This is a genomic window from Streptomyces sp. G7(2002) (assembly GCF_028870195.1).
Lineage (GTDB): Bacteria > Actinomycetota > Actinomycetes > Streptomycetales > Streptomycetaceae > Streptomyces > Streptomyces nigrescens.
In genome coordinates, this window is sequence record NZ_CP102609.1 from 8851307 (window position 1) to 8877408 (window position 26102).

At 71.5% G+C, this 26102-nt stretch carries 26 protein-coding genes; 16 read left to right on the forward strand and 10 right to left on the reverse strand.

Annotation, left to right across the window (positions count from 1 at the left end; genetic code table 11):
* The first annotated feature begins 20 nt into the window (after positions 1-20).
* From NUT86_RS38145 to NUT86_RS38155, 3 genes are all read left to right on the forward strand, one after another.
* Positions 21-1190, forward strand: coding sequence for an acyl-CoA dehydrogenase family protein (locus NUT86_RS38145; protein ID WP_266439999.1), 1170 nt, complete (start codon positions 21-23; stop codon positions 1188-1190).
* Positions 1191-1307: 117 nt separating this feature from the next.
* Positions 1308-2174: a 3-hydroxybutyryl-CoA dehydrogenase gene (locus NUT86_RS38150; protein ID WP_274739955.1), complete on the forward strand. Its 867-nt coding sequence runs from the start codon at positions 1308-1310 to the stop codon at positions 2172-2174.
* Positions 2175-2278: 104 nt separating this feature from the next.
* Positions 2279-2890 carry a TetR/AcrR family transcriptional regulator gene (locus NUT86_RS38155; protein ID WP_093636395.1) on the forward strand — a complete coding sequence of 204 codons (612 nt, stop codon included), beginning with the start codon at positions 2279-2281 and terminating at the stop codon, positions 2888-2890.
* Between the two features lie 60 nt (positions 2891-2950).
* On the opposite strand, the gene NUT86_RS38160 is transcribed toward NUT86_RS38155, so the two are convergent.
* On the reverse strand, positions 2951-3946 hold the full coding sequence (locus NUT86_RS38160) for a D-cysteine desulfhydrase family protein (RefSeq protein ID WP_274739957.1): 996 nt from the start codon (positions 3944-3946) through the stop codon (positions 2951-2953).
* Positions 3947-4203: 257 nt separating this feature from the next.
* Between NUT86_RS38160 and NUT86_RS38165 the strand changes: the two genes are divergently transcribed.
* Complete coding sequence (locus tag NUT86_RS38165) at positions 4204-4842, forward strand: hypothetical protein (protein ID WP_274739958.1); 639 nt, start codon at positions 4204-4206, stop codon at positions 4840-4842.
* Positions 4839-6215 (forward strand): nucleotidyl transferase AbiEii/AbiGii toxin family protein, encoded by a 1377-nt coding sequence (locus tag NUT86_RS38170; protein WP_274739960.1) that lies wholly within the window; start codon positions 4839-4841, stop codon positions 6213-6215. Before NUT86_RS38165 ends, NUT86_RS38170 begins: the two co-directional genes overlap by 4 nt.
* 109 nt (positions 6216-6324) lie before the next feature.
* Here the strand turns inward: NUT86_RS38170 and NUT86_RS38175 are convergent, their stop codons facing one another.
* Positions 6325-6825: a PPOX class F420-dependent oxidoreductase gene (locus NUT86_RS38175; RefSeq protein WP_266440011.1), complete on the reverse strand. Its 501-nt coding sequence runs from the start codon at positions 6823-6825 to the stop codon at positions 6325-6327.
* 139 nt (positions 6826-6964) lie between these two features.
* On the opposite strand from NUT86_RS38175, the gene NUT86_RS38180 reads away from it, so the two are divergent.
* From NUT86_RS38180 to NUT86_RS38190, 3 genes are all read left to right on the forward strand, one after another.
* Positions 6965-7516, forward strand: coding sequence for a MarR family winged helix-turn-helix transcriptional regulator (locus tag NUT86_RS38180; protein ID WP_093635420.1), 552 nt, complete (start codon positions 6965-6967; stop codon positions 7514-7516).
* Complete coding sequence (locus tag NUT86_RS38185) at positions 7513-10215, forward strand: MFS transporter (RefSeq protein ID WP_274739962.1); 2703 nt, start codon at positions 7513-7515, stop codon at positions 10213-10215. Before NUT86_RS38180 ends, NUT86_RS38185 begins: the two co-directional genes overlap by 4 nt.
* Before the next feature lie 217 nt (positions 10216-10432).
* Positions 10433-11893 (forward strand): SDR family NAD(P)-dependent oxidoreductase, encoded by a 1461-nt coding sequence (locus tag NUT86_RS38190; RefSeq protein WP_018091984.1) that lies wholly within the window; start codon positions 10433-10435, stop codon positions 11891-11893.
* Here the strand turns inward: NUT86_RS38190 and NUT86_RS38195 are convergent.
* A complete protein-coding gene (locus NUT86_RS38195; RefSeq protein ID WP_274739966.1) occupies positions 11872-12864 on the reverse strand; it encodes a LysR family transcriptional regulator in 993 nt (330 codons plus the stop codon). The two genes, NUT86_RS38190 and NUT86_RS38195, sit on opposite strands and share 22 nt — an antisense overlap.
* Positions 12865-12961: 97 nt before the next feature.
* Here NUT86_RS38195 and NUT86_RS38200 point away from each other — a divergent pair, with 97 nt between their 5' ends.
* Positions 12962-13579, forward strand: coding sequence for a maleylpyruvate isomerase family mycothiol-dependent enzyme (locus NUT86_RS38200; RefSeq protein ID WP_274739969.1), 618 nt, complete (start codon positions 12962-12964; stop codon positions 13577-13579).
* Between the two features lie 116 nt (positions 13580-13695).
* On the opposite strand, the gene NUT86_RS38205 is transcribed toward NUT86_RS38200, so the two are convergent.
* A complete protein-coding gene (locus NUT86_RS38205) occupies positions 13696-15642 on the reverse strand; it encodes a M3 family metallopeptidase (RefSeq protein WP_274739971.1) in 1947 nt (648 codons plus the stop codon).
* 168 nt (positions 15643-15810) lie between these two features.
* Between NUT86_RS38205 and NUT86_RS38210 the strand changes: the two genes are divergently transcribed.
* A complete protein-coding gene (locus NUT86_RS38210; RefSeq protein WP_018091980.1) occupies positions 15811-16245 on the forward strand; it encodes a CBS domain-containing protein in 435 nt (144 codons plus the stop codon).
* A 231-nt stretch (positions 16246-16476) separates the two neighbouring features.
* Here the strand turns inward: NUT86_RS38210 and NUT86_RS38215 are convergent, their stop codons facing one another.
* Both NUT86_RS38215 and NUT86_RS38220 read right to left on the reverse strand, forming a co-directional pair.
* Positions 16477-17187 (reverse strand): transglycosylase family protein, encoded by a 711-nt coding sequence (locus NUT86_RS38215; RefSeq protein ID WP_274739973.1) that lies wholly within the window; start codon positions 17185-17187, stop codon positions 16477-16479.
* Between the two features lie 574 nt (positions 17188-17761).
* Positions 17762-18037 carry a GNAT family N-acetyltransferase gene (locus NUT86_RS38220; protein WP_274739975.1) on the reverse strand — a complete coding sequence of 92 codons (276 nt, stop codon included), beginning with the start codon at positions 18035-18037 and terminating at the stop codon, positions 17762-17764.
* A 156-nt stretch (positions 18038-18193) separates the two neighbouring features.
* Here NUT86_RS38220 and NUT86_RS38225 point away from each other — a divergent pair, with 156 nt between their 5' ends.
* Complete coding sequence (locus tag NUT86_RS38225) at positions 18194-19810, forward strand: FAD-dependent monooxygenase (protein ID WP_274739976.1); 1617 nt, start codon at positions 18194-18196, stop codon at positions 19808-19810.
* Between the two features lie 16 nt (positions 19811-19826).
* On the opposite strand, the gene NUT86_RS38230 is transcribed toward NUT86_RS38225, so the two are convergent.
* Positions 19827-20315, reverse strand: coding sequence for an EF-hand domain-containing protein (locus tag NUT86_RS38230; RefSeq protein ID WP_018091977.1), 489 nt, complete (start codon positions 20313-20315; stop codon positions 19827-19829).
* A 299-nt stretch (positions 20316-20614) separates the two neighbouring features.
* Between NUT86_RS38230 and NUT86_RS38235 the strand changes: the two genes are divergently transcribed.
* Both NUT86_RS38235 and NUT86_RS38240 read left to right on the forward strand, forming a co-directional pair.
* The gene (locus tag NUT86_RS38235; protein ID WP_148589054.1) at positions 20615-21043 is read left to right on the forward strand and encodes a hypothetical protein; all 429 of its coding nucleotides are present in this window, start codon (positions 20615-20617) and stop codon (positions 21041-21043) included.
* Between the two features lie 119 nt (positions 21044-21162).
* On the forward strand, positions 21163-21894 hold the full coding sequence (locus NUT86_RS38240) for a L,D-transpeptidase family protein (protein WP_018091975.1): 732 nt from the start codon (positions 21163-21165) through the stop codon (positions 21892-21894).
* Positions 21895-21997: 103 nt separating this feature from the next.
* Here NUT86_RS38240 and NUT86_RS38245 read toward each other — a convergent pair whose 3' ends face one another.
* Together NUT86_RS38245 and NUT86_RS38250 are read right to left on the reverse strand one after the other, a co-directional pair.
* Positions 21998-22390, reverse strand: a complete 393-nt coding sequence (locus NUT86_RS38245; protein WP_018091974.1) for a thiol-disulfide oxidoreductase DCC family protein — start codon at positions 22388-22390, stop codon at positions 21998-22000.
* A gap of 91 nt (positions 22391-22481) precedes the next feature.
* Positions 22482-22985, reverse strand: a complete 504-nt coding sequence (locus tag NUT86_RS38250) for a hypothetical protein (RefSeq protein WP_274739979.1) — start codon at positions 22983-22985, stop codon at positions 22482-22484.
* Positions 22986-23184: 199 nt separating this feature from the next.
* On the opposite strand from NUT86_RS38250, the gene NUT86_RS38255 reads away from it, so the two are divergent.
* Complete coding sequence (locus NUT86_RS38255) at positions 23185-24051, forward strand: SDR family oxidoreductase (protein ID WP_274739981.1); 867 nt, start codon at positions 23185-23187, stop codon at positions 24049-24051.
* 44 nt (positions 24052-24095) lie between these two features.
* The gene (locus NUT86_RS38260; protein ID WP_109895267.1) at positions 24096-24599 is read left to right on the forward strand and encodes a metallophosphoesterase family protein; all 504 of its coding nucleotides are present in this window, start codon (positions 24096-24098) and stop codon (positions 24597-24599) included.
* Between the two features lie 36 nt (positions 24600-24635).
* Here NUT86_RS38260 and NUT86_RS38265 read toward each other — a convergent pair whose 3' ends face one another.
* Complete coding sequence (locus NUT86_RS38265; protein ID WP_018091970.1) at positions 24636-25145, reverse strand: mycothiol transferase; 510 nt, start codon at positions 25143-25145, stop codon at positions 24636-24638.
* 316 nt (positions 25146-25461) lie between these two features.
* Here NUT86_RS38265 and NUT86_RS38270 point away from each other — a divergent pair, with 316 nt between their 5' ends.
* Complete coding sequence (locus NUT86_RS38270) at positions 25462-26034, forward strand: hypothetical protein (protein WP_159483930.1); 573 nt, start codon at positions 25462-25464, stop codon at positions 26032-26034.
* Positions 26035-26102 lie beyond the last annotated feature (68 nt).

The following is a 26102-nucleotide window of genomic DNA, read 5'->3' on the forward strand; positions in this document are numbered from 1 at the left end:
CACCGACTTCGAGGACTGACATGGACTTCCGTCTCACCCCCCGCCAGGCGGACCTCAAGCGCACCGCGCGCGAGCTCACCGAGACCCTCACCGCCTACGAAACCGACTGCGAGGAGAACAACGGCCTGACGGCGCAGGACCACGCCGCCATTCGTGACGCCGTCCTCGCCTCCGGCCTGCAGGCCGTCAACATGCCCCGGGAGTGGGGCGGCGCCGGGCTGACCATCCTGGAACAGGCCATCGTCCAGGAGGAGTTGGGACAGCTCACCGGTGCCCTGTGGGACACCGTGTGGCGCCCCGCCAACGCCCTGCGCTTCTGCACCCCCGCACAGCGCGAGCGCTACCTCGAACCGGTCATCCGTGGCGAGCGCCGCGACTGCTACGCGGTGACCGAACCCGGGGCCGGCTCCGACCCGCAGAACCTGGCGACCACCGCGACGCGGACCGCCGACGGCTGGACACTGGACGGCGAGAAGTGGTTCGTGACCGTCGGCGACCACGCCGACTTCATGATCGTCCTCGCCGCCGCGGGCCCGGACCGGGAGCCGACGCTCTTCCTCGTCGACAAGGACACCCCCGGTATCGAGATGACGCGGGTGCCGCGCTTCATGCACACCTTCGTCTACGAGCACCCCGAATTCACCTTCACCGAGGTGCAGGTCCCTGAGGACGCCGTGCTCGGGGGCGTCGGCAAGGGCTACGACATCACCCGGTCCTGGTTCACGGAGGAACGGCTGATGATCGCGGCCCGCACCACGGGCGCCGCCGAGCGGGCCCTCCGGCTGGCGCGGGACTGGGCGGTGGAGCGCAAGCAGTTCGGGTCGCCGATCGCCGACTTCCAGCTGGTGCAGGGGATGCTGGCGGACTGCGCGGTCGATATCGCGGTCAACCGGGCCTATGCGCACCAGGTCGCCTGGGAGGTGGACGAGGGCACCGTCGACCGCAAGACCCTGCACGCCAAGGCGGCGATCGCCAAGCTCGCGGCGAGCGAGGCGGCGGGCCGGGTCATCGACCGCTGTGTGCAGATCTTCGGCGGTCGCGGCTATGACCGCTCCTACCCCGTCGAGCGGCTCTACCGCGAGCTGCGGGTGGACCGGATCTGGGAGGGCACCTCCGAGATCCAGCGTCTGATCATCGCCGGCGAACTGGTCAAGCGGGGCACGGGAGTTCTGCAGATGCCCACGCCCTGAGCCCGCGGTCACCGGGCCGGGGGCGCCCGGCCCGGTGACCCGCCGTACCCCGCCCGGCACCACCGACCCACCGGCGGGACCCGCGAGACGTCCCGGAACACCGGCCGAGGAGGAGCGATGTCCGAGAGAGCAGTCGACAGCATCGGGGTCGTGGGCTGCGGCCTGATGGGCTCCGGCATCGCCGAGGTGTGTGCCCGCGCGGGCCGGGAGGTGTGCGTCGTCGAGACCGGCCCGGCCGCCGCGGACGCCGGGCTCCGCCGGATCACCGGCTCCCTGGAACGTGCCACGGCGGCCGGCAGGCTCTCCGTCCGGGACCGGGACTCCGCGCTCGCCAGGATCACGGTCACCACCGACCTGGCCGCGCTGGCCGACCGCGATCTGGTCGTCGAAGCCGTCGCCGAGGACGAGGCCGCGAAGCTGGCCGTCTTCACCCGGCTCGACGAGGTGGTCCGGCGGCCGGACGCGATCCTGGCGACCAACACCTCCTCCCTCCCCGTCATCCGCCTCGCCGCCGCCACCGCACGCCCCCAGCAGGTCATCGGCCTGCACTTCTTCAACCCCGTTCCGGTGCTGCCGCTCGTCGAGCTGGTGCCCTCCCTGCTGACCGGCGACGACACCACCCGTAGGACGCACACCTTCGCTGCCGACGTACTGGGCAAGGAGGTCGTGCACGCCGCGGACCGTGCCGGATTCATCGTCAATGCCCTGCTCGTCCCCTATCTGCTGGACGCGGTGCGGATGGTCGAGTCCGGCGCGGCCTCGGCGGGCGATGTCGACCGGGGGATGCGGCTGGGCTGCGCCCACCCGCTGGGGCCGCTCGCGCTGGCCGATCTCATCGGCCTCGACACGACCCGGGCGATCGCCGAGTCGCTGTACGAGGAGTTCCGTGAACCGCGCTACGCGCCCCCGCCGCTGCTGGCCCGGATGGTGGAGGCGGGCCTCCTCGGCCGCAAATCGGGCCAGGGCTTCCACCGCTACCGATGAGCCCGCCCGGCGGCGGACGGCCGACGGCGGTGATGCGGGAAGATGGACGGGACGGGCCCGCCGAGCCCGCCGAGCACACCGACACCGACCCGGGGAGCACTCACGTGGCCAAGGCTGAACGCACTCTCGAAACGCGGGAACGGATCCTGTCCGCCGCGTGCGAAGTGATTGCCGAGGTCGGCTTCGAGAAGATCCGTATGCGGATGGTCGCGGAGCACGCCGGTGTGTCCACCGCCCTGCTCCACTACCACTTCGAGAACCGTGAGCGGCTCTTCGCCGAGGCGATGACCCACTCCTTCGCACAGACCGGTACGGAACTCGAACGGGACGCCGACACGGTGCCCGCCTCCGTGGTCCTGGCCCGCATCCTGCACAACATGCTGCCCACGGACCCCGAGCTGCGGCAGGACTGGCGGCTGTGGCAGGAACTGTGGGTGCGGGCCCTGCGCGACGAGACCGCCCAGCATCTCGCCGTCGACCTGTACGACCAGCTGCACACCTGGATCAGCCAGGCCATCCGGCGGGGCATCGAGTCGGGCGAGTTCACCGACTGCGATGTGGCGGAGACCAGCACGCTGCTGCTCGCACTGAGCGACGGATTCGGGATCCGGCTGATGCTGGGCGACCCACGGGTCGACCTCCCCGCCGCTCAAGCGGCCATCTGGCGGGCCGTCGCGGGAACACTCGGCGTTCCCGAGGCCTTCCCCGAGATCTGACCCCGAAGAGATCTGACTTCCTCCGCGGGCAGGCCGGCGGGGCCGTCCGCCCCGCCGTGCTCACTCGTGGACCGGAAGGACCGTGAGCGCTTCCTGGCACCGGGCGACGGCGTCGCTGTGGCCGAACAGACCGGGCAGCCCGCCGGAGTGCAGCAGGACGGTGCGTTGCCCAGGAGCCACGCTCCCGTCCCGCACCGCCGCCCGCAGTCCGGCCAGCGCACGCCCGGTGTAGACCGGGTCGAGCGCGATGCCCTCCGTACGGCCCGCCAGCGTCAGGGCGTCCATCGACTCCTCGGTCAATGTGCTGTAACCGGCGCCGACTTGCTCCCGCCGCAGACGCAGGGTCTCCGGTGCGTGGACGGTGCCGGACAGCGCGGTGACCAGGCCGGTGACCGTGTCCGCCGGGTCGGGCACCGCGCCGCAGTCGACGCCCAGCACCTTCCCGGGGCCGAGGGTGTCCACCAGGCCGGCCATCGTGCCACCGGATCCCAGGGCGACGACGACGGTGTCCAGGTCAGGGGCCTGGCCGAGGAGTTCGCGCCCGCACTCGGCATAGCCGTACGCACCCAGCGGGCTGGAACCACCCAGCGGAATCAGCGCCGGGACGGCTCCCCGCTCGCGGAGCCGCTGGGCCACCTCCTCCGCCGCGGCCGCGAGTTGTGTGCCCCCTACCTCCCCGGCCCAGACGACGGTGGCCCCGAAGAGGCCGTCGAGGACGAGGTTCCCGGAGGTCGAGGAGCCGGCCGCACCGGCCAGCACCAGGACCACATCGAGCCCGAGCCGCGCGCCGGCGGCCGCGGTCAGCCGGGCGTGGTTGCTCTGCGCGGCGCCGGTCGTCACCAGGGTCGTGGCGCCCTCGGCGAGCGCCGCACCGCAGATCCACTCCAGTTTCCGGACCTTGTTCCCGCCGCCACCGAGACCGGTGAGGTCCTCGCGCTTGACCCAGAGGTCGTCCGCGCCGAGCCCCAGCGCGCGGGCCAGCCGCGGCGCCGGCTCCAGCGGGGTCGGCCAGGTCGCGAGCGCTGCCCGCCGGGGGGTGCCGCTGTCCGCACTCATCGTCATGTCCTTCCGTCTGCCTGCGGTGCCGGTCCGCCGGCAAGCGTGCCATGCCGTACCCGGCGGCGGGTCCCGCTCAGCCGCCGTCTGCTCCCTCCCGTATCCCGCCGTCACCTGAAGCGGCCCGGCGGACGGCGCCACGGCACCGCCGCCGGATGCTGTGTGATCATCTCGGGATGCGAACGAGTGGCGGGGCGGCAGTGCCCGGATGCGGGGCGGAAGCGGCCGGCAGGCCTGCTTTCGTGGGGGAGTTCGAGGTGCATCTCACCGTCCGGGACGACGGGCACCACGAGGCGGCCGGGCAACTGGCCGCCTATGCGGCGGCACATCACCTGAAGTGCGTCCACATCCTCCTGGAACAGGGGGAGGTGCCCTCACAGCCGATGCTGACGCTGCACGGGGCCGGGACGTACGAGGAGGTCCGGGCCGAGGCCGTCGCGAAGGCGGCCGGGCTGCGGGCCGCGGGGTTCGACGTGGTGCGGACGAAGATCGAGGCCACACCGTGGAGCGACGGCGTACCCGGTACGGACGAGGAGGCGGCGGACCTCGGCCCCGACTACTACTTCGAGCATCACCTCAAGCTGGTACTGGCGCGCTCCGCTCCCGTCGGCTCCCTGCTCGCCCTCGCCGTCGCGCACGGCGCGCACCTCTCGCGCAACGCACGGCGGGCACGGTCCGACGGCCGGGTGGAGCGCTTTGTGACCCAGCGGTGCCGGAGGGTGGGCCTGGCGACGGCGGGGCAGCGGCTGGACGCCCTGTCGGGGCAGCTGCGTGCCGCGGGACACCGGATAGCCTCCGTCGAGCGGGAGTTCGTGGTCCACGACGGGAATCTGGCGCTGGACGCGGGCTGGCTGGACGAGGAGTGCGCAGTGGCGGGGGAGAGGAACGGCTCATGACGGGGACCGACGAGACGGGTGCGGCGGCGCAGTGGCGGGAGTTCCGGTTCGGACCGTGGGCGGACACGGCGGTCGTGCCCCGGGCCCGGCCGGACGAGGCGACACGGGCGCGGATGGATCTGCCGGCCACGCTGCTTCCCGTACCGGACGACGGTGTGGTGCAGCGCCCGGTGTTCGACCCCGCGGCGGCCCACCATGTCTTCGGGATGCGCCTGGGCGAGCCGAGCTTCGCGGACGCGTCGGCCGGCGCGCGCTGGTACGCGGCACGGCGGCATGCGCTGCATCATGTGCTGGCCGCGATCGCGCAGTCCCCGTGGGCCGGCCACCTGGTCCTCCGCGGCAGCATGCTGCTCGCGTCGTGGTTCGGGGAAGCGGCGCGCGAGCCGGGGGATCTCGACTTCGTCGTGGTGCCGGAGACCTGGCAGCTCGCGGACGCCCGTACGGACCGGATGCTCGACGGCATCGCCGCCGCGGCGGAGGAGCTGTCCCACCGCGGCGGTCCGGTACGCCTGGACGCGCGGGCCGCGGTCGGCGACGAGATCTGGTCGTACGACCGGGTGCCGGGCCGGCGGCTCGTCATCCCGTGGACGGCCGTGGCCGACGGGGTACCGGCGGGAAGCGTGCAGCTCGACTTCGTCTTCAACGAGCACCTGCCCGCGCCCGCGGAGCCGGCCGAGATCCGCGGACCGCAGGGCACGGCACCGGTGGTGGTTCGCGCGGCGACCCGTGCGCTGTCGCTCGCCTGGAAGGTTCTCTGGCTGGTGAGCGACATGCACCCCGAGGGCAAGGACCTCTACGACGCCGTGCTGCTCGCGGAGAGCACAGAGCTGCCGTTTCCCCTGTTGCGTGAGGTGTTCCGGGGTGTGGACGGCGGCGTCTTCGACCGGAATCCGGTGCTGCCGGAGACCCTCTGCGGGATCGAACGCGACTGGTTCGAACTCCGCAAGGAGTACCCGGACCGTACCGGGTTCACGGCGCCGGGCCCGTCCGTGGAGCACGAGTACGTCCAGCGCCTCGTGACGGCTCTGGGGCCCACCTTCGCGACGGATGACGGCAGTGGCGCCACCGCCGCCTACCAGCAACGGGCGGCCTGGTTCGCGTCGCTGACCGCGGAATGCGCGGGCGTCCTTGCCGAGCGGGGCATGGACGCGGTGCAGGACCTGCTGCTGGAGTGGGGCGCGCCGTTCGGCAACGCGGTCGTCGTCACACGGGAGGTGTCCGGTCGTGACCGATGTGCTCTGCGGGATGCGGCCGCCGTGGTGGCGGCGTTCCGCACGGGCCATCCGACGGTCGCCCGGCGGCCGTGGCTGCTCGGCGATCCGGACGAGGTGGTGCGGCAGCTGGGCGGGGACGGGACCGGCACGTCGGGCTGAGCGGGGACGGGACCGCACGTCGGGCTGAGCGGGCGCCCGCCGTCGAGGGCCGTCGAACCGAAGCACCCCTGCGACACCGCGGCCCCCGGGCTGCTCCGAGCGACGCGCCCTACCCCATGCTGCTGATGCTCTCCGGCGCGATGACGAAGAGCACGCGTTCCTCGTCGCGGCCCCCGTACCAGGGGTAGGGCTCACCGAGGTACTTCTGGGCGAGCTTCTCGACGTGCTCGACCGCGCCCTCGGTCGTGGTCTCGATCACCCGGCCGCGCACCTGGAAGAAGCGCGAGGGGTTGTCCGGGTCGGAGACGGCGACGGCCACACGGGGATCGCGCCCGATGTTCCGGGTTTTGACATGGCCCCGGACGCTGTTGATCAGCACATGTGTGCCGTCGGTGTCGACCCAGGTCTGGGTCAACTGAGGGGAACCGTCGGGCATCGAGGTGGCCAGATAGCAGGTGCTCGGCAGGCGCAGCAGCGCGAGCAGTTCAGAGGGAAGGTGCACAAGGGTCTCCCGGCCGGTCGGAGGGGGCGGGGCCTGTCCGGTCTTCTCCCGCCGCTGGGTGGACATGCACCGCTCGCGCGGGGCGTGGCGGAGCATATACGGGGGCATGTCCGCTCCCCCGCGCCCCATACCCTCTCCCGCGAGCCGGTGTTGGGCGGTGCGGCGCAGCTGATTTCGGCCGCTATGCTTGCTGGATACAAGCAAGGTATCCCACGGGCCGACAACATCACCGCGAAGGATCACGACGATGAGCAAGGGCACGGTCCATGCCTGTGACGAGGCTGCTCCGCAAGTCACCGCCTCATCAGGGCTGGACGAGGCGGCCGCCGGGCTGGGAACGGAGATCGTCCGCTTCTCGCGGCTGATCGCGGCCTGGAAGCAGCGCGCCAAGAGCGACGGCGGCGCTGCCGACCGGGTGCTGCTGGCACGGCTGGTGGTCGGCGGGGACCAGCGGGCGACCGATCTGGCCGCCGATGCGTTCCTCGATCTGTCGACCGTCAGCCGTCAGGTGCGCTCGCTGGTGGAGCGGGGCCTGGTGACCCGGCGCCCCGATCCGGAGGACCGCCGCGGGTCGTTGCTGGCCGCGACCGAGGCGGGGCGCGCCGCGTTCGCGCACTACCGCAGGCAGCGCGACGCGGAACTGGCCGCGCTTCTCGGACCGTGGTCGCCCCAGGACCGGGCCGACCTGATCCGCTTGCTGGGCCGGCTCAACGAGGACATGGCAGAACGACAACACACACGGCTGGGTCCCGGGGGAGACCAGGGTGCCGCCGTGGAGCAGGGAGAGCTACGTACATGAGCACCGCCACCTCCCCGCCCGGGGCGGGAACCGAGGAGATATCCGGACCAGGAATCCTGAGCCACCGTCAGATCCTCACCATTCTCAGCGGTTTGATGCTGGGGATGTTCCTTGCCGCGCTCGACCAGACCATCGTCAGCACCTCTATCCGGACCATCTCCGACGATCTGCACGGCCTCAGCCAGCAGGCCTGGGCGACCACCGCCTATCTGATCACCTCGACGATCGCCACGCCGCTCTACGGCAAGCTGTCCGACCTGTACGGCCGCAAGCCGTACTACCTGGCCGCGATCACCATCTTCGTCGTGGGGTCGGTGCTGTGCACCTTCTCCACCTCGATGACCGGACTCGCCGCGTTCCGGGCGGTGCAGGGCCTGGGCGCCGGCGGTCTGATGTCGCTGGCACTGGCGATCATCGGTGACATCGTCCCGCCCCGGGAACGCGCCCGCTACCAGGGCTACATGCTGGGCACCTTCGCCACGTCCAGTGTGGCCGGGCCGCTGATCGGCGGGGCCCTCGCCGGACAGGACCAGCTGCTGGGCATCACCGGCTGGCGCTGGGTCTTCCTGGTCAACGTCCCGATCGGGATCATCGCGCTGTTCGTGGTCGCCAAGGTCCTCAACATTCCGCACACCCGGCGCGACCACCGCATCGACTGGTGGGGAGCGCTCACCCTCTCCGTCGGTGTGGTGCCGCTGCTGCTCGTCGCGGAGCAGGGCCGGGAGTGGGGCTGGGACTCGTCCCGGTCGATCGCCTGCTATGTGATCGGTGTCGTCGGTATCATCGCCTGGATCTTCGTCGAGCGGTGGATCGGCGACGACGCACTGATCCCGATGCGGCTGTTCCGCAACGGCACCTTCAGCAAGACCAGTGTGCTGTCCGTGCTGATCGGTATGGGGATGTTCGGCGGGATGCTGATGATCCCGCAGTACCTCCAGATCGTGAAGGGCGCCAGCCCCACCAGCTCGGGTCTGCAAATGCTGCCGCTGATGGCGGGCATGTTCATCGCCTCGATCGCGTCGGGCCAGATCACCGCCAAGACCGGCCGCTACAAGATCTTCCCGATCATCGGGACCGCGCTGATGATCGCGGCGATGCTGCTCTTCCACTTCCGGGTCCAGTGGGACACCCCGCTGTGGGAGACCATGATCTACATGCTGGTCTTCGGCCTCGGCCTGGGCGGCTGTATGCAGACGCTGGTGCTCGCGGTGCAGAACGCGGTGCCGCCGCGGGACATGGGCGTGGCGACCGCCTCGTCCACGTTCTTCCGGCAGATGGGCGCCACCGCCGGTACCGCGGTCTTCCTGTCGGTGCTGTTCAGCACGGTCGGTGACAAGATCTCCGCGGCGTTCAAGGACGCGGTGTCCACCGAGCGCTTCCAGGCCGCGCTGCACGATCCCGCGGTGCTGCACGACCCCGCCAACAAGCCCGTGCTGGACATGCTCAAGCACCCCGGCAACGCGGACTCCTCGGGCGTGCTCAGCGATTCGTCGTTCATCCAGCACCTGGACCCGCGGCTGGCCGAGCCGTTCAAGCGCGGCTTCGCGGACTCGATGCACACGGTCTTCCTCATGGGCGCGATCGTCGTCGCGCTGGCCTTCGTGCTGATGTGGTTCATCAAGGAGGTCCCGCTGCGGCAGATCTCCGGTCTGCAGGCCCGTGCGCAGGCCGACGCCGAGGCCGAGGCCGATGCCGTGGCGAAGTCCGCGAAGTCTGCTGGTGGTGCGGTGGAGGCTGTCGACGGGGCAGCGGGCGGTGCCGGTGCGGCGGCGGCCGGTGCCGACGGTGCGGCGGTCACGCCGGCGCAGTCCGAGTCGTCAGGGGCATCCGGGTCGTCCGGGTCGTCCGACCCCGCCGGTACCCCGGGCGCCGACCCCGTCCCCGCCCTTTCCGGCGCCTCCGCGCCCCCCGCGGACCGGGGATTCGGCACGACCGGGCCGGAGATCCGGGGAACCGTACGGGACGGCGACGGCCGGCCGGTGGCGCGGGCCGCGGTCACCCTGATCAGCGTCGACGGCCGGCAGCTCGGCCGTACCTCGACCGAGGCCGACGGCGGCTACGCCCTGCCCACGACGGGCGCCGGCACCTATGTACTGATCGGCTCCGCCGGGGCCCGGCAGCCGCAGGCCGTGACCGTCGTGGTGAGCGGTGAGCCGGTGTCGTTCGACCTGGCTCTCGGCGGCGCGGCCGGCCTCTCGGGCGAGGTCCGCGCGGAGAAGGGCGACGCCCCGGTGCCCGGCGCGCTCGTCGTGGCCACGGATGTCACCGGCGAGGTCGTGGCGTCCGGCGTGGCCGGCCCGGACGGGGGCTTCGCCTTCGGTGAACTGGCCCCCGGCAGCTACACCCTGGCCGTCAGCGCCGAGCGCCACCGCCCGTCCGCCCTCCCGGTGGAGGTCACCTCCGGCAACCGCAATTGGTACGAGGTCCGGCTGACGCCCGGAGCCCAGGTCCGCGGCACCGTACGCACGGCGCACGGCAGCCCGGTGGACGACGCCCGGGTGACCCTGCTGGACCCGGCAGGCAACGTGGTGGGCACCGCCACCAGTGGTCAGGACGGTGAGTATGTCTTCACCGACCTCGACAGCGGCGAGTACACCCTGATCGCCAGCGGCTATCCGCCGGCGGCCACCCCGCTGCGCCTGGAGGCCGCCGGACACGGTGAGTTCGACATCGAGCTGGGCCACGACCCGGTGCGGTGACGGCCGGCGGGATGCGGCATGACGAGGGCCCGGCGCGCGCGGAGCGCCGGGCCCTCGGCCATGACCGGGGTGGCGCCGGGTGACGCGCTGCGGCCGCTCCCGTACCCCGCTGACCGGCCCGCGCGCTCCCACCGGGTTTGGCGCAGCAGCCCCCGCCTACGTACAGTTCCGCCGAAGCTTGAATAGAACACACGATCCCAGGGAAGCGGCAGCGGCGATGACGGTGACCGAAACAGGCCGGGCCGATGGCACGGGTATCGACTCGGAGCGGATGGCGGTCTGCCTGAGCGTGCTGGAGGAGCTCGACACGCTGCCCGTCGACCACCCGGACGCGATCACCATACGGCGCGCCACCGCCGGCATCTACCGCACGGTGAAGCAGCGGCGCCGGCAGGAACGCCGGGCAGCCAAGACCGCCAACGACAGGGCGGTGACCGCGGCCACGGCGACCGGTGCGCCCGACCGGATCGATGACGAGACCCAGGGTCTGGCCCTCACCAGCTCCGTGACCACGGAGATCGCCGGAATCCTGCAGCGGCCCCGGTCCTGCTACACCTGCAAGTCCCGCTACGTCGAGGTCGACGCCTTCTACCACCAGCTCTGCCCGGTGTGCGCCAAGGAGAACCGGGCCCGCCGCGACGCCCGCACGGACCTCACCGGCCGGCGCGCCCTGCTCACCGGCGGCCGAGCCAAGATCGGCATGTATATCGCGCTCCGCCTGCTGCGCGACGGCGCCCACACCACCATCACCACCCGCTTCCCGAGCGATGCCATCCGTCGCTTCAAGGCGATGCCGGACAGCGCGGAGTGGCTGCACCGGCTGAAGATCGTCGGGATCGATCTGCGGGACCCGGCCCAGGTCATCTCTCTCGCCGACGCGGTGAGCGCCGAGGGCCCGCTCGACATTCTGATCAACAACGCCGCACAGACCGTCCGCCGGTCGCCCGAGGCGTACGGACAGCTGATCGCCGCCGAGTCCGCCCCGCTGCCCGCCGGAGAACTGCCCGCCTCCCTCGTCCTCGGGCACTTCGGCAGTGGCGCCCCCGCGGCCCTCCCCTCCGCCGCGGGCACGTCCGGCGCGCTGACCGCGGCCGACCTCACCGCCCTCGCCCTGACCACCGGCTCCGCCACACCCGCCCGTATCGAGGCGGGGACCGCGATCGACGCCGGTGGGCTCGTACCGGATCTGCACGCCACCAACAGCTGGATCCAGAAGGTCGACGAGGTCGACCCGGTCGAGCTGCTGGAGGTCCAGCTGTGCAATATGACCGCGCCCTTCCTGCTGGTGAGCAAGCTGCGCCCGGCGATGGCGGCGGCCCCGGCGCGCCGCAAGTACGTGGTGAACGTGTCGGCGATGGAAGGCCAGTTCAGCCGTGGCTACAAGGGCGCCGGCCACCCGCACACCAATATGGCCAAGGCGGCGCTGAACATGCTCACCCGCACCAGCGCGCGGGAGATGCTGGAGACCGACGGCATCCTCATGACCGCCGTGGACACCGGCTGGATCACCGATGAGCGTCCGCACCCCGACAAGATGCGCCTGGCCGACGAGGGCTTCCACGCCCCGCTCGACCTGGTCGACGGAGCGGCCCGGGTGTACGACCCGATCGTCCGCGGTGAGCTCGGCGAGGATCTGTTCGGCTGCTTCCTGAAGGACTACGCGCCCACGGCCTGGTGATCCGGCGCGGTGCCCGCCGCCTGGCGGGCGCCCCCGGCGGCCGCGGCGCCGTCCCCCGTTCCCACTACGGGGAGCGCGGCGCGCAGCCGTCCCAGGAGGGCCCTGGCGGCCGGGCCGGCGGGCCCTTCCGTCCGCCACGCCAGGGCGACCCGGCCGCGCGGCCGCGGTGCGGTGATCTCCAGCGTCCGCAGCCCGGCGGCGGCCGCCTCGTCCGCCGGCAGCGCCGGGACGACGGCCACCCCGAGGCCACGCGCCGCGAGCCGCGCCAGCACCTGCGGGGCGGCTGCCTCGAAGGCGATCCGGGGCCGGAAACCCGCCTCCGCGCAGGCGCGTTCGAGCACCCCGCGCAGGCCGGTACCGCGCGGCAGGCTGATCAAGGCGCGGTCGCGGAGCGCGGCCAGCGGGATGCCCGTCCGCTCCGCGTCCGGTGTCAGGAGGGCGTCGTCCGGCGCGACGGCGGCGACGAGCGGCTCGTCCACCACGATCTGGCAGGACGTACCCGGCGGCGGTTCCTCGTCCATGAGGCCGATCACGGCGATATCGAGCGTGCCGCGCTGCAGTGCGGTGAGCATCCGCTCCGAGGTGTCCTCCGTGAGGGAGATCTCGACCTGCGGATGAGCGTCGTGGAAATCGGCGAGGAGGGAGGCCATGTCGAACCGGTGACTGCCGGCGCCCGAGAGAAGGGCGATTCTGACCCGGCCGCGGAGCAGCCCGCTGAACTGGTCCACGGTCTGTCGTATCCCCTCGACGGCGGCGAGTGCGGCCCGCGCATAGATGAGGACGGCCCCGCCCACCTCCGTCACGGTCACCGAACGGCCGGAGCGGTCGAGCAGCGGCTGCCCCAACTCCCGTTCCAGCTGCCGGATCTGGGCGCTCACTCCCGGCTGCGCCAGATGCAGCCGGGCGGCGGCCCGGGTGAAGTTGGCCTCTTCCACCACAGCGACGAAGTACTGCAGCTGCCGAAGTTCCATAACGCGTCATTCTAGAGAGCAGAACGACCAGCTCTTGGACTTATCACGACGCGAGCAAGATCCTTGGAACCAGAGGCAGTTCGAGAGGAGAACTCCGATGGACATCAAGGCGGCGATCGCGGCCGAACGCCGGGAACTGGCGGCCCTGCTGGACGGTCTGACGGCCGGGCAGTGGGACGCGCCGACGCTGTGCGCGGGCTGGCGGGTGCGGGATGTCGTGGCACATATGTCGATGGGGTTCCGCTACTCGCTCCCCAAGATGGCCGCCGAACTCCTCCGCGCCGGAGGCAACCTCCACCGGATGACCGACCACTGTGCCCGCAGGGACGCGGCCGCCGCTTCGACGCGGGAACTCGCCGGCTTCCTCCGGGAGCATGCGCACCATCCCTGGAAGCCGCCGGTCGGCGGCATCGCGGCGGCGCTGGGGCACGACGTGGTGCACGGCCTGGACATCACGGTCGCCCTCGGCCTCGACCGGCGCGTCCCCGAGGACCGGGTGCGCCTCCTCCTGCAGAAGATCACCCCCGGGACGGCCAGGTTCTTCGGCGCCGGTCTCCGCGGTATCCAGCTCCGCGCCGATGACCTCGACTGGTCCTTCGGCAGCGGCACACCGCTGTCCGGTGCCGCCCAGGACCTGCTGCTGGTCGCCTACGGCCGCAAGCTCCCGCCCGGCCGCCTCCAAGGGGAGCGGCATCAGCACTTCGTCGCCGGCTGAGCGGCGCGGCGGCCCGACGGGCGGTCCGCCACCACGGCGCGGCTGCGGCCCCTGCCCTGCGGCGCGACGTCCCGCGGCCTCCCGTGGATCAGCCCGTCAGCCCGTGAATCGGTCCGTCAGCCCGTCAGCCCGTGGCGGGCCAGCAGCGGCCCGATCTCCGCGTCGCGTCCGACCACCGCGCGAAACGCCGCGAGCGGGTCCACGCTGCCGCCCTTGGCGAGGAGTTCCCGCCGGAAGATCTCACCGCTCTCACGGATCGACCGCCCGTTCTCCCGGAACCAGCGCACGGTGTCGGCGTCCAGCACCTCGGCCCAGCGGTAGCCGTAGTACCCCGCCGCATAGCCGTGGTTGAAGATATGGGCGAAGTAGCCGGTGCGGTAGCGCGGCGGGATCGCGGCCATCGCCAGCCCGTAGCGCTCCAGGGCGGCCGCCTCGAACGCCTCCACCTCGTCCTCCCCCGGTACGTCGCCGTCCGCGGAGAGGGTGTGCCAGGCCCAGTCCAGCACCGCGGCGGCCTGGTGCTCCACCATCCGGAATCCCGCGCCGAAATTCTCCGCCTCCCGCAGCCGGGCGGGGAGTTCGGCCGGCATCGGCTCACCCGTGAGGTGGTGCCGGGCGTAATGCGCCAGCACCTCGGGCCAGTCCGCCCACACCTCGTTCACCTGCGAGGGGAACTCGACGAAGTCGCGGGGCACTTGGGTGCCGGACAGCAGTGGATAGCGGACATCGGAGAACAGCCCGTGCAGCGCATGCCCGAACTCGTGGAACAGCGTGTTGACCTCGCTCCAGGTCAGCAGCACCGGCTCGCCCGCCGGAGGCTTGGCGACATTCAGGTTGTTGACCACCACCGGCCGCTGCCCGAGCAGATGCGACTGCACGACCAGCGAGTTCATCCAGGCACCGCCCCGCTTGGACTCGCGGGCGTGGAAGTCGCCGATGTACAGGCCGAGCGGGCTGCCGTCGGCGTCGTGCACCTCGTAGACACGGGCGTCCGGGTGGTACGACACCAGATCGGGGCGCCGGGTGAAGGTGATGCCGTAGACCAGCCCGGCGGCGTGGAAGACCCCGTCGTGCAGCACGGTCTCCAGCTCCAGGTAGGGCCGCAGCGCCGCCGCGTCGAGGTCGTACCGCTCCTTGCGCACCCGTTCCGAGTAGTACTGCCAGTCCGCCGCGCGGATCTGTGCCACCCCGGCCGCCTCGGCCAGCGCCGCGCCCTCGCGCTCGGCGTTGGCGACGGCGGGCGCGACCAGCCGGCCGAGCAGTTCCTCGACGGCATCCGTGGTACCTGCGGTACGGTCCGCGACCTCCCAGGCGGCGTGGCTGGGGTAGCCGAGCAGCGCGGCGCGCTCGGCGCGCAGCCTGGCCAGGGTGACGGCGATCGGGCCGTTGCTGTCGATGCCGCGCCCGAGGGAGGCGGCGAGCAGCCGCTCGCGCAGCGCGGGATCCTCCAGCGCGGCGAGTTCGGTCTGGCAGGAGAAGTTCTTCAGGCTGAGCACGAATTTGCCGGGGTGCCCGAGGGCTCGGGCGTTCTCGGCGGCGGCCGCGATCTGGTCCGCGGGCAGACCGGCGAGCTCCTCGGCGCGGTCCAGCACCAGCGCGGCGTCCGCGGTGGCCACCCGCAGATTCTGGTCGAACTCGGTGCACAGCGCGGCGATATGGGCATTGAGCTCGCGCAGCCGACGCTGCTGCTCGGGGGCGAGCCGCGCACCGGCCCGTACCCGGAGGGTGTGGTGGCGCTCCAGCAGCAGCAGGTCTTCATGGGCCGCCAGCCGGGGGGTGATCTCGACCTCCAGTGCCTGGATCTCCTCGTCGGTGTCGGACGCCGCTTTGTTGGAGAACACCCGGCACACCCGGCCCAGCACCGCACCGCTGCGCTCCAGCGCCTCCACGGTGTTCTCGAAGGTCGGCGGCCCGGCGCAGGCGCCGATCGCCGCCACCTCGGCCAGCTGGTCGGCCATACCGCGGGTGAACGCGGGCAGAAAGTGATCGTTCCGGATCCGCGCGAAAGGCGGCAGCTCGTACGGCAGATCACTCGGCTCGAAGAAGGGATTCGACGTCGTCACGGACCGACACTACGCCCGGAGGCGGCGCCCGGTCCGGCAGTCGTCCCAGGAGACGGTCCCGCCCGGCCACGGCGGTGCGTTCCGGGCCATCCCGGTGAGCGTCGTCGGTCCATCCGTGGTGTGATCGAAGGCGAGGCAAGCAAGCACACTCCTGAGACAGGAGGAATCATGGCCACCAAGCTGCGAGCCCGAGACATCATGTCCGGCGGAGCGCACTGTGTGGGTGCACACGAGTCGTTGTACGACGCGGCGAAGATGATGCGGGATCTGGACGTCGGCTGCCTGCCCATCTGCGGTGACAACAACCGGCTCATGGGCCTTATCACCGATCGTGACATCGTCGTCGCCTGCTGTGCCGAAGGGGTCGATCCGTCGACGGTGCAGGCCGGTTCCATGGGCGGGACACTGCACTGGATCGACGCGGACGCGGACGCCAGTGAGGTCCTGCAGACCATGGAGCAGCACCACATCAAGCGCCTGCCGGTCATCGACGTCAAGGGCGGCCACCGTCTGGTGGGGATGATCACCGAGGCCAACCTCGCCAAGAACCTCAGCGACGCGGAGATCGCGGAGTTCGCGAGCAAGGTGTACGCGACCGCATAGCGCGGGGGAAGCGGAGCCGTCCGCCCGGGCCGCTGCTGCTGCCGGCCGGGCCCGCACCGCGCCTCCCCACGCATCCCTTCACGCCCGCTCGGCGGCGGAAAGCCCACGGCGAACCCTGCACCGCGCGGTGGCCCGTCCCCTCCGGCGGGCCACCGCGTGGTACAGATGCGGACTTTCAGCGGAATTCCCGGAGGGCCGTGCCACGGCGTACCCGGGAATTCCGGAAGGCGCTCAGTGGGCGCCGGAGTGCGGCACGGTCAGTCGTGTGCCGGGGAAAATCAGATGCGGATTCGCTCCGATCACGCGCCGGTTCAGCCGGTAGAATTCCTGCCAGCCAAAGCCGTGTGCGTACGCGATACTGCTCACCGTGTCCCCGGCGTTGACGACGACCGAGCCGCCGGTACTCCTATGGCGCCCCGATTTGTAGCGCTTCTCATGGGACTGCGGATGCCGGACCCGGCCCCGGGACGAGGGCGCGGCGTGCCGCTGCGGTGCGGTGTGCCGCTGCGGTGCGGGGCGGGCCGCGGTGCTCCGCGGAGTGCGGTGTGCGGTGGCCGAGTTGAGCCCCAGCGAGGCCGAGCAGGCCGGCCACGCGCCCCAGCCCTGACGGGCCAGCACCCGTTGCGCCACCTGGATCTGCTGGGCCCGGGTCGCCCGCGCCGCCCGTGACGCATAGGCGCCACCGCCGAACGAGTGCCAGGTGGAGTGGGCGAGCTGCAGCCCGCCGGAGAACCCGTTCCCCGTGTCGATACGCCAGTTCCCGCCGCTCTCGCAGCCGGCCAGGCGGTCCCAGGACCCGCCTCCCCGGGCCTCGGCGGGCCGCTCGGCTGCCAGGTTCAGCGCACCGGCCGCCAGCAGGACGGCCGCTGCCGTGATGCCCCGTGCCCCATAGCCCCGGAATTCACTCCGGGCCGTCGATTCCGATACCTGAGAAAATTGCATGCCTTTACTCCCGTCGCTCACCGCGCAGTTGCCTGGCAGTCATTCAGGAAACCTGGTGCCTACGCGGCGTATCGCGTTCGAAAGGTGCTCGAACCGCGATTTCCGCGCGGCGCCATGAATTCGACGGGGAAGAGACAACCATGCCCCGAGTTGTTATCGGCAGAGCGCGCGGTAGCGCCGCCGCGGTCCGGCCTGCCCCCTTGCCGTCGCAGCGTGACCGTGCCTGCGGACGGCGCACCTGTTCAGACGGGCAGGGGCGCACCCCTCAGGCCGCAGGCGCATGGCCTTCATGAGCCCGGCGATCACCTGCTCGGCCGGGGGGTGTCCGCCGAGCGCAACCGGCGCACTTGGTGCACGCGCTGTGCAGGTACGCATGCACCGCGCACGGGTCCTTGGCGGTGCCAGGGCCCGTTCGTCGGTACGGGGGGCAGGAAGCCGCGAGAGTCGTGAAAGCCGTGGACGCCGTTTGGCTCGCGCCGGCTTCCGCCCCTGTGGGACGCACCCTCATGTGGCTCGCGTCGCAAGTGGGCCGGATGGTGCAGGAGTTCAAAAATGCCGCTGCCCACGCCACCGCTCACACCGCGGCGGGCCGGTCCTCCCTGATCTGAGCACCCGTTTCGGCCTGCCAGCGCTCCTGGCACCGCGTGATCCAGCCGCGGGCTTCCTCCTCGGAGTCGATGCGCCGCACGTGCCAGCGTTGAATGCCGGGGTCCGTGAATGCCGCGGCGAGGGCGGCGGCGTCCGTCTGCCGCCAAGGGCGGAGCAGTAGACCGCCCTTGACCGGCACGGTCGGCTGGTCGAGAGCGGAAAAGCTGCCAGGAGGTAAGCAGGGCGGCACCAGATACGGCATGGGCAGCATCCTTCCCGGCGACGGGCCACCAGGCCAGGCCGCGATACGGGAGGCCGCCTTCCCCCGGGGCCTCCGCCCCCCTCCTCGCGCGAAATGGACAGGCCCACCGCGCTGTGGTGCATTGGGAAGGAGCGTGATTCCGCCCGGGAGGCAGCCGTGGCCGATGTGGATGTCCTGGTCGTCGGGGCGGGTCCGGTCGGGTTGACGGCGGCCTGCGAGCTGCGGCGTCGCGGTGTGCGGTGCCGCGTCATCGACAGGCTGCCCGCCCCGCAGCCGTTCGCGAAGGCGGTGGGCATCCAGCCCAGGACGCTGGAGATCTGGGACCGCATGGGAGTGGCGCGGGAAGCCCTGGCGGCCGCGGCCCCGCTCCGGGGGCAACTGCTCTACGTCAATGGCGCGGAGCAGGCGCGGATCGAGCTGACCCTGCCGCCGGAGGTGCCCTACCGCTTCGCCGCCCTCCCGCAGTACGCCACCGAACGCATCCTTGCGGAACTGCTCGCGCGATGGGAAACCCCCGTCGAACGCGGCACGGAGCTGGTGGACTTCGAGCAGGACACCGACGAGGTCCGGGCCTGCCTCGTGCTGCCGTCCGGCGCGCAGGAGTGGATCCGCACCGGGTTCCTCCTCGGCTGCGACGGCGCCCACAGCATCGTCCGCAAGACTCTCGGGCTGCGCTTCGAGGGCGGCGCCTTCCCCGAGGAGTACATGCTGGGGGACGTCGAGGTCGACTGGGAGCTGCCGGCCGGCTACGCGGTCCGGGCCATGCACCGGAGCGACGGACGCGTCGACGATCTGCTGGTGTGCATCCCGCTGCCCGGCCGCAACCGCTACCGGATGTCCATGCTCGTCCCGCCCGAACTCTCCCTGCCCCAACAGCCGTCCGAGGAAGAGGTGTTGCACGGCCTGGAGACCGGCCCCACCCCCGGCCTCCCGCACATCCAGGCCGTCCTCGACCGGCTCTCACCGCAGCCCACCCGCGCCTCGGCGCTCCGCTGGTCCTCGGTCTTCCGCATCAGCCACCGCTTGGTGGACCGCTACGGAGCGGGCCGGGTGTTCGTCGCGGGGGACGCCGCCCATATCCATCCGCCCACCGGTGCCCAGGGCATGAACACCGGCATCCAGGACGCCTACAACCTGGCCTGGAAGGTGGCCCTGGCGGTGCGGTCGGCCGCGAGCGAGGGACTGCTGCGCAGCTACCACGCGGAACGCCACCCCGTGGGCGAGGAAGTGGTGCAACGGACCGTCCGGCACGCCGGCAGCGGCGTCCAGGCGGACCCCGACGACCCGTCGACGGTGATGCAGCGCGAGGCCCAACTGCTCGTCGGCTACCGCGGCAGCCCGATCGTCGGGCCGGACCGGCAGCCGGACCAGGGCCCCGCCGCCGGTGACCGCGCACCGGACTGCGGCGGCCTCCGCCATGACCTCACCGCCTTCCCGTTCCGGCTGTTCGACCTGCTGCGCGGCCAGGAGCACACCCTGCTGCTCTATGCGGACGACGAGGCCCAACTGGCGCCGTACGACGAGGTGGTGGCGTCGGCACGGCGCGGAGCGCAGGGGCAGCTGAGCGTCTGGGTGATCGCGGCCCCGCACCTCCGGACGGACGGCCTGGTGCTGCCCGTCGTCCACGACGGCCTCGACGCCTTCCGGCAGATGTACGGCGCACGCGGCGGCGAAGGATTCCTCATCCGCCCCGACGGCTACCTGGGGCTGCGCGACGCCCCGGTGAGCGGCCCGGGGCTGGTGGCGCACCTCGCGTTGACCTTCCGCGGGTGAGGGCCGGGGGGAAGTTCTACTCGGGGGCGGCGCCCGGCCAGGCCTCGACCAGCAGCCGCCCGTCACCGTCCCGGTCCAGCGCCGCGAAGGCCTCCTCCGCCTGCGCGGCCGAGTACCCGGCCGCGCGGTGCACCACCGCGAAGTCCTCCCGGCTGACGACACCGTCCCCGTCGGCGTCGGCGAGCGCGACGGTCGCGGCGATCGACGGTCCCACGACCCTGCCGAGGGACCCCAACTCGCCGGCGCGCGTGAAGGCTTCGACGAACTGCTCCCGGTTCAGCCGGCCCGTGGCGTCGATCTGCGCCAGAGCGGCGAGCTGCTCGAAGGTGTGGCGCATCCCCGCGCCCAGCGCCCGCGCCTTGGCGGAGTCCGCCGGTTCACCCACCGCGTCCGTCAGCACCCGTGCCCGGTCGGTGAAGTCCTGTGCGGTCAGGTAGCCGTCGCCGTCGGTGTCGTACGTGGAGAAGCGGTGCTCGTACTCCGCGCGCAGCGCATCGGTGATCATGCGTCATCCCTTCTGGGCGGGTGTGACTCCTGGTGGAGCCCGGGAAGGCGGCCGGTCGCGGGCGCCGCGACCGTCACCATGAGCACATTAAGTGGCGATGCGATAGCGGATGGTCATCGAGGAGGGTGTGTTCACCGTCTTGCCCCGTCGCGCCCGTCGTGGCCATAAACCTGCGGTTCCGCGCGGAAGGTCACGTATGATCGCCGTCAAATTGAACATCTGTCGCAGTCACCCGCACAGGCGGATATATCTCCACGCCTCTGACCTGGGTGGCAGCGCGGGGGGAAGGAAACCTCAACATGAAGTCATCCCGTTTACGCCGTCGCGTCCTCGGTTCCACGGCCGTCGCGGTCCTGGCCGGCGTCGGCGTGCTGGTCGGCGCACCGGCAGCGGTCGCCAAGGCCAATTTCCTGGCCATCGACAAGGTCACACTGCACGAGCCCGGCCTGCAGGTGAAGGTCACCTACTCCTGCGACACCGAAATCAACCACCAGCTGGTCGCCAACGCGAGCATGCCCAACGAGAACGGCCCCGGCGAGTCGACCGCCGCCGGCACCATCAAGAGGGACAAGCTCATCTGTGACTACGGCAGCCACACGGCGAAGGTGACCCTGCGCCCGGCCGCCCCTTCACGATTCGCCAAGGGCGACAAGGTGAAGGTCACCATCTTCTACTTCGACGATGACGGGTTCAGCTACGGCCACGAGGAGAAGGTCTCGGTTCTGTAGGGCTCGTCTCCCCGGCAGTCCGGATCCGTTCCGGCTGCCGGGGGCTCGGTATCGCGTATCAGATATTTCGGGTCGGTCACGCCTGCAACCGGCGGGTCGGGCAAACAGTCCTACGGGGCATGAAAAGACGACTGAACCTGCGTGTCCCGCGGTCCGCCGCCGGTCGCCGGGCGAGCGCGGCGCTCGCCCTCACGGCGCTGACCGTTCCGCTGACGGTGGCCTTCGGCTCCACCGCCCAGGCCGCCTCCGCGTCTTCGTGCACCGCGGCCCGCGGCCCCTACCAGAAGCAGGCCGAGAAGTTCCTCGGGCTGCGGGTGGACGGCCGGCAGTCGGCCGCCGACTGCCGGGCGATCCGCGCCTTCCAGACCAGCCACGGCATCACCCCGAACATCGGCTACGCCGGGCCCGTCACCTGGGGCGTGATGCGCGTCGTGGCACAGCAGAAGGCGGCCGGGCAGCACCCGAACAAGGCGGGGCGCTGCCCCACCAACAAGGGGCGGATAGCCTGCGTCGACCTGACCCGCCAGCTCAGCTGGGTCCAGGACGGCGGGAAGCTGGTGTTCGGGCCGGTCCCGGTCCGTACGGGCCGCGACGGCTACGAGACCCGCACCGGCGCCAAGAAGATCTACTGGCGCAATCTGCACCATGTGTCGACCATCTATCACGTGCCCATGCCGTACAGCCAGTTCTTCGACGGCGGGCAGGCGTTCCACTCCATCAGCGGCAGCGTCTGGTCGGCCCCCGGCTCGCACGGCTGCGTCAATATGCGCAGCAACGACGCGAAGAAGTACTGGTCCCTGCTCAAGAACGGTGATGACGTCTACGTCTACGGCCGCAAGTCCGGCACCTGAGGACGGACAAGGGGGCGAGAGGGGGATCGAGCGCCCGATGGCGTAAAGGCCACCGGGCGCGTGTCACCGGCATACCGGACCGGAGCCGGTCGGCCGGATCCCGCTACGGCTGCTTCCGGGCGGCGGAGGACGGCAGCGCACAGGCAGCTGTCCCGCCCGGCATCCGATGACGGTTGTGCGCGATCAGCCGGTACACCCCATGGGCGACCCAGCGCACGGGCGGGAGCGTGAGCAACGCGCCCACGACCGGCCACCCGCGGTCCGCGCTCAGCAGCAGCTTGGCGACCGCCTGCGCGCCACCGTGCACCGAACCGGTCGGCGTCACCCACAGCACTTCGTGCTCGGCACGCCGCCTGCTGATGCCGAGCTTCTCGAGATCGGTGAACTGCCAGGGTGTGGCCGCACAGTGCGGACGCAGCCGCCGTTCCGCGAACCGCACCGAGGACGTGCAGAAGGCACAGTCGCCGTCATAGACAAGTACGGGTTGCCGCCGCATGATCCCGCCACCTCTCACGCCGATGGAATCCATGATAGGTGCCACGCTATCGGGAGGAATTCCGGGTGCCGTGGTGGGTCCGTGCGCGGGGTCAGTGGGCCAGCTGGTTGTACAGGGCCATCGGTGTCACATAGCCCGGCCAGCGGCCGTCGGCGAACAGATGGATACCGGCGTCCTGATAGACCTGGTCGACGAGTTGGGAGCAGATCATGTGCCGGGTGCTGGCGACATAGCGGCGCAGCCCCGGGAGGGGCAGGTGGAAGCGGTGCGCGGCGATCGCCAGGTAGTCGAGGAAGCTGTAGGGCACTCCGACATAGGCGGTGGCCGCGGCGCAGAGGGCGGTGCGCTGCTGCTCGGTGAGCCCTTCCGGGCAGACGTAGAGCACGGAGCTGCCGTCGTACGCGCTGAGGGGTTGGATGCGGGCCCCGCCCGGCTGGGCTTCCAGCAGCCGGTCGTCGGGCAGGACGAGAAAGGCGTGTTGGTAGTCGGCGAAACCGTCTCCGTTGATCCATTGTCCGAGGCGGATCAACCGGCCGGTGATGCCGGATATCTGGGTGAGTCCGATGTCGCCGGGCAGGGGATGCGTGTGCTTCATGAGCAGCTCCCGGGAGCGCAAGGGGTTATCTGAGGTATTACCCGGTGTTGGGCCGTGCGCACCGCGTCCAGGGAAATGCCGCTCCGCAATTCCCGGCCCATCCGGCGTTCCCCATGGGGCAGATGGTGAGTACGGAGAGCAGAGAGCAAAGGGAATACGGAGGCTCGGTGGGGTACGGGTTTCCGGACCGGGATTGCGGATGTCGCCGGCTGAAGAATTCGAGCGGGAGGAGCGAGAGGTGAGGGGCACCGGAGAGACCGGACAGGCCGCGACGGCACGGCAGGGCGCGGTCGAGGTGGGCGCCGGCGACGGCCGGAATCCGCTGTCGGGCAGTGTGGCGCTGGTGACCGGCGCCTCCAGCGGAATCGGTGCGGCCACCGCCCTGGCACTCGCCCGGGAGGGCTGCTCCCTCGTGCTGGTGGCCCGCCGGACCGGGCGACTGGAGGAGCTGGCGGAGGCGATCGGCGCGCAGGGAGGCGCGTCCCTCGCCCTGACCGCCGATCTCGCTGCCGCGGACGAGGTCCGTCGGACGGTCGATCAGACCGTGGACCACTTCGGGCGGCTGGACGTCCTGGTGAACAACGCGGGCTTCGGCGCACGCGGCGCGGTGGCGGACAGCGACCCCGCGGACTGGGACCGGATGGTCGACCTCAACTTCAAGGCGGTGCTGCGGATGTCCCATGCCGCACTGCCGCATCTGCTGCGCGCGGCGCACGAGGGGCCGCGGGGCGTGGCCGACCTGGTGACCGTCAGCTCGGTCGCGGGCCGGGTGCCCCGCAAGGACAACAGTGTCTACTCGGCCACCAAGCACGCGGTGTGCTCCTTCAGCGAGGCGCTGCGCCAAGAGGTGACCGGGCGTCAGGTCCGGGTCGGGCTGGTCGAACCGGGGATGACCACGACGGAGATGACACGCGGCGGCAGCCAGGCGGCGTCGGCGCACGGGCTGCCGCCGGAATCCTGGCTGCGGGCCGAGGACATCGCCCGTTCCGTCGTCTTCATGGTCACCCAGCCGCCCCATGTGGCGGTCAACGAGATCACCGTTCGGCCCACCGCCCAGGAACGCTGACCGTCCGGCCCGCGTCCGTGAGCACGGCCCGAGGAGAGTTCCCCGTGCGACTCCTGCTCCTGTCCGACACCCATCTGCCCAAGCGCGCCAAGGCGCTGCCGCCCCAGCTGCTCGACGAGGTGCCGCGCGCCGATGTCGTCGTGCATGCCGGGGACTGGGTGGACACCGCCACTCTGGACCTGCTGACGGCCCGTGCCCGGCGGCTGATCGGGGTGTACGGCAACAACGACGGCCCGGAGCTGCGGGCGCGGCTGCCCGAGGTGGCGTACGCGGAACTGGCGGGAGTACGGCTCGGTGTGGTGCATGAGACCGGCCCCGCACAGGGGCGGGAGCGCCGGTGCGCCGAACGGTTCCCCGAGCTCGATGTGCTGGTGTTCGGACACAGCCACATCCCCTGGGACACCACGGCCGGCGACCGGCTGCGGCTGCTCAACCCGGGCTCGCCGACCGACCGCCGCCGGCAGCCGTACTGCACCTATATGACGGCGCGGATCACGGCGGGCCGGCTCACGGCGGTGGAGCTGCACCGCCTGCCCCGCAGACGGTGAGCGCGCGGCGGCCGGCCGCCCCGCCCGGCCGGGTGCTCAACGACCGAGCAGGCCACGCACATAGGCCGCCTGCCCGGCGTGCTGGAGATCGTCGGCGATGACGCTGATCAGCCGGACGCCCAGGGTGACGGGAGGTGTCCAGGCACGGTCGACGACCCGCTTCATGTCCTTGTCGTCGACCCCGGCCAGGTACTGCACGGTGTTGTCGTGCACCGCGCCGTGATAGTCCATCAGCAGCTCCGCCGTCAGGTCCCGCACCGCCGCCACCTCCTTGCCGGAGTGGCCGTAGCCGGTGTCGTCGGGGGAGAAGGGCAGCCCGAAGCGGTCGTACCAGCCGTCCGCGATCCAGATCTGCTCGGTGCCGGCCACACCGGCGAGGTGGTCGTCCTGGATCCGGGTGAGATGCCAGACCAGCCAGCCGATCGAGTTGGCGTCGTCGTCGGGGCGGGTACCGAGCTCATCGGGGTCGAGCCCGGTGACCGCATCCTCGACACTCTCCCGGATACGTCCGAAGGCATCGACGAGCAGATCCGTGCTGGCGTTCATTGCGGGCTCCTTTGCGGCGACGGAGGGCTTCGCGCGGAAATTCCGCGGACAACCGGTACCGGTGGACCGATATGCCGCACTCCCGCGGCCGTCAGGCACCCCGGAAGGCATCAGCCCCGGCAGCCCGCCCATGGTCGCAAGCGGAGCGCGGGAAACGGCGAGGGGCAGGCCGAAAGGCGGCATTTCGGCCTTGTTACGGTGATCCGGCTCAGGAAAGTGAGCCCGTTCGCGTGATCCGGTGTCACCCCCGGTGAAAGGGCGGTGCGTTGTCTTGCGTACGTTTTCCCGGATCTCACCAGAACACGAAGGTTCCCGTATGAGCCGTGCCACGGCCGCCCGCGCCGTCACCGACATACTCCAGCCCCGCAATGTCCTCCTCACCGGAATGCTCGGTATCGGATGGGCGGCCGCGGGGGACTGGACCGGCGTCCTGTGGGGCCTGCTCGGAGCGCTGTGCGCCGGGCTCGTCCCGGCCGGCTACATCGAATGGGAGCGCCGGCGCGGGACATGGGGCGACCGTCATGTCGTGGACCGCACGAAGCGGGCGCCGATCTTCCTCGTCATCCTGGCGTCCATCGGTGCCGGCACGCTCGTCATGGTCCTCGGGCGGGCGCCGACCGGCATCCTGGTCGCGATGCTCGCCCTGTGGGCGATGACGGTCGTCCTCCTGACGGTCAACACGGTCTGGAAGATCTCGGTGGACTCCGCGGTCGCCGCCGCCGTCGTCGCGCTCCTGGCGGTGGTGCACTCTCCGTGGTGGCTGGCGGCCGGTGCGCTGACGGCCGCGGTGTGCTGGTCGCGGGTCGCGCTGGCGTACCACACCGTCGCCCAGACCGTGGCCGGCGCCGCCCTCGGTGCCGCTACCGCGGCCGCGTTCCTGACGGTCTGATCCGCGTACGGGGCGGCGACGGCAGGAGGGCGCCCGGTGGCCGGGGAGCCACCGGGCGCGTCGGCGTC

Bases quoted from the DNA above. Each gene is read 5' to 3' on its own strand.
- NUT86_RS38145 (WP_266439999.1), top strand. From the start codon at position 21: ATGGACTTCCGTCTCACCCCCCGCCAGGCGGACCTCAAGCGCACCGCG.
- NUT86_RS38150 (WP_274739955.1), top strand. From the start codon at position 1,308: ATGTCCGAGAGAGCAGTCGACAGCATCGGGGTCGTGGGCTGCGGCCTG.
- NUT86_RS38160 (WP_274739957.1), bottom strand. From the start codon at position 3,946: ATGAGTGCGGACAGCGGCACCCCCCGGCGGGCAGCGCTCGCGACCTGG.
- NUT86_RS38170 (WP_274739960.1), top strand. From the start codon at position 4,839: ATGACGGGGACCGACGAGACGGGTGCGGCGGCGCAGTGGCGGGAGTTC.
- NUT86_RS38175 (WP_266440011.1), bottom strand. From the start codon at position 6,825: ATGCCCCCGTATATGCTCCGCCACGCCCCGCGCGAGCGGTGCATGTCC.
- NUT86_RS38180 (WP_093635420.1), top strand. From the start codon at position 6,965: ATGAGCAAGGGCACGGTCCATGCCTGTGACGAGGCTGCTCCGCAAGTC.
- NUT86_RS38185 (WP_274739962.1), top strand. From the start codon at position 7,513: ATGAGCACCGCCACCTCCCCGCCCGGGGCGGGAACCGAGGAGATATCC.
- NUT86_RS38190 (WP_018091984.1), top strand. From the start codon at position 10,433: ATGACGGTGACCGAAACAGGCCGGGCCGATGGCACGGGTATCGACTCG.
- NUT86_RS38195 (WP_274739966.1), bottom strand. From the start codon at position 12,864: ATGGAACTTCGGCAGCTGCAGTACTTCGTCGCTGTGGTGGAAGAGGCC.
- NUT86_RS38200 (WP_274739969.1), top strand. From the start codon at position 12,962: ATGGACATCAAGGCGGCGATCGCGGCCGAACGCCGGGAACTGGCGGCC.
- NUT86_RS38210 (WP_018091980.1), top strand. From the start codon at position 15,811: ATGGCCACCAAGCTGCGAGCCCGAGACATCATGTCCGGCGGAGCGCAC.
- NUT86_RS38215 (WP_274739973.1), bottom strand. From the start codon at position 17,187: ATGCAATTTTCTCAGGTATCGGAATCGACGGCCCGGAGTGAATTCCGG.
- NUT86_RS38220 (WP_274739975.1), bottom strand. From the start codon at position 18,037: ATGCCGTATCTGGTGCCGCCCTGCTTACCTCCTGGCAGCTTTTCCGCT.
- NUT86_RS38230 (WP_018091977.1), bottom strand. From the start codon at position 20,315: ATGATCACCGATGCGCTGCGCGCGGAGTACGAGCACCGCTTCTCCACG.
- NUT86_RS38235 (WP_148589054.1), top strand. From the start codon at position 20,615: ATGAAGTCATCCCGTTTACGCCGTCGCGTCCTCGGTTCCACGGCCGTC.
- NUT86_RS38240 (WP_018091975.1), top strand. From the start codon at position 21,163: ATGAAAAGACGACTGAACCTGCGTGTCCCGCGGTCCGCCGCCGGTCGC.
- NUT86_RS38245 (WP_018091974.1), bottom strand. From the start codon at position 22,390: ATGCGGCGGCAACCCGTACTTGTCTATGACGGCGACTGTGCCTTCTGC.
- NUT86_RS38250 (WP_274739979.1), bottom strand. From the start codon at position 22,985: ATGAAGCACACGCATCCCCTGCCCGGCGACATCGGACTCACCCAGATA.
- NUT86_RS38255 (WP_274739981.1), top strand. From the start codon at position 23,185: ATGTCGCCGGCTGAAGAATTCGAGCGGGAGGAGCGAGAGGTGAGGGGC.
- NUT86_RS38265 (WP_018091970.1), bottom strand. From the start codon at position 25,145: ATGAACGCCAGCACGGATCTGCTCGTCGATGCCTTCGGACGTATCCGG.
- NUT86_RS38270 (WP_159483930.1), top strand. From the start codon at position 25,462: ATGAGCCGTGCCACGGCCGCCCGCGCCGTCACCGACATACTCCAGCCC.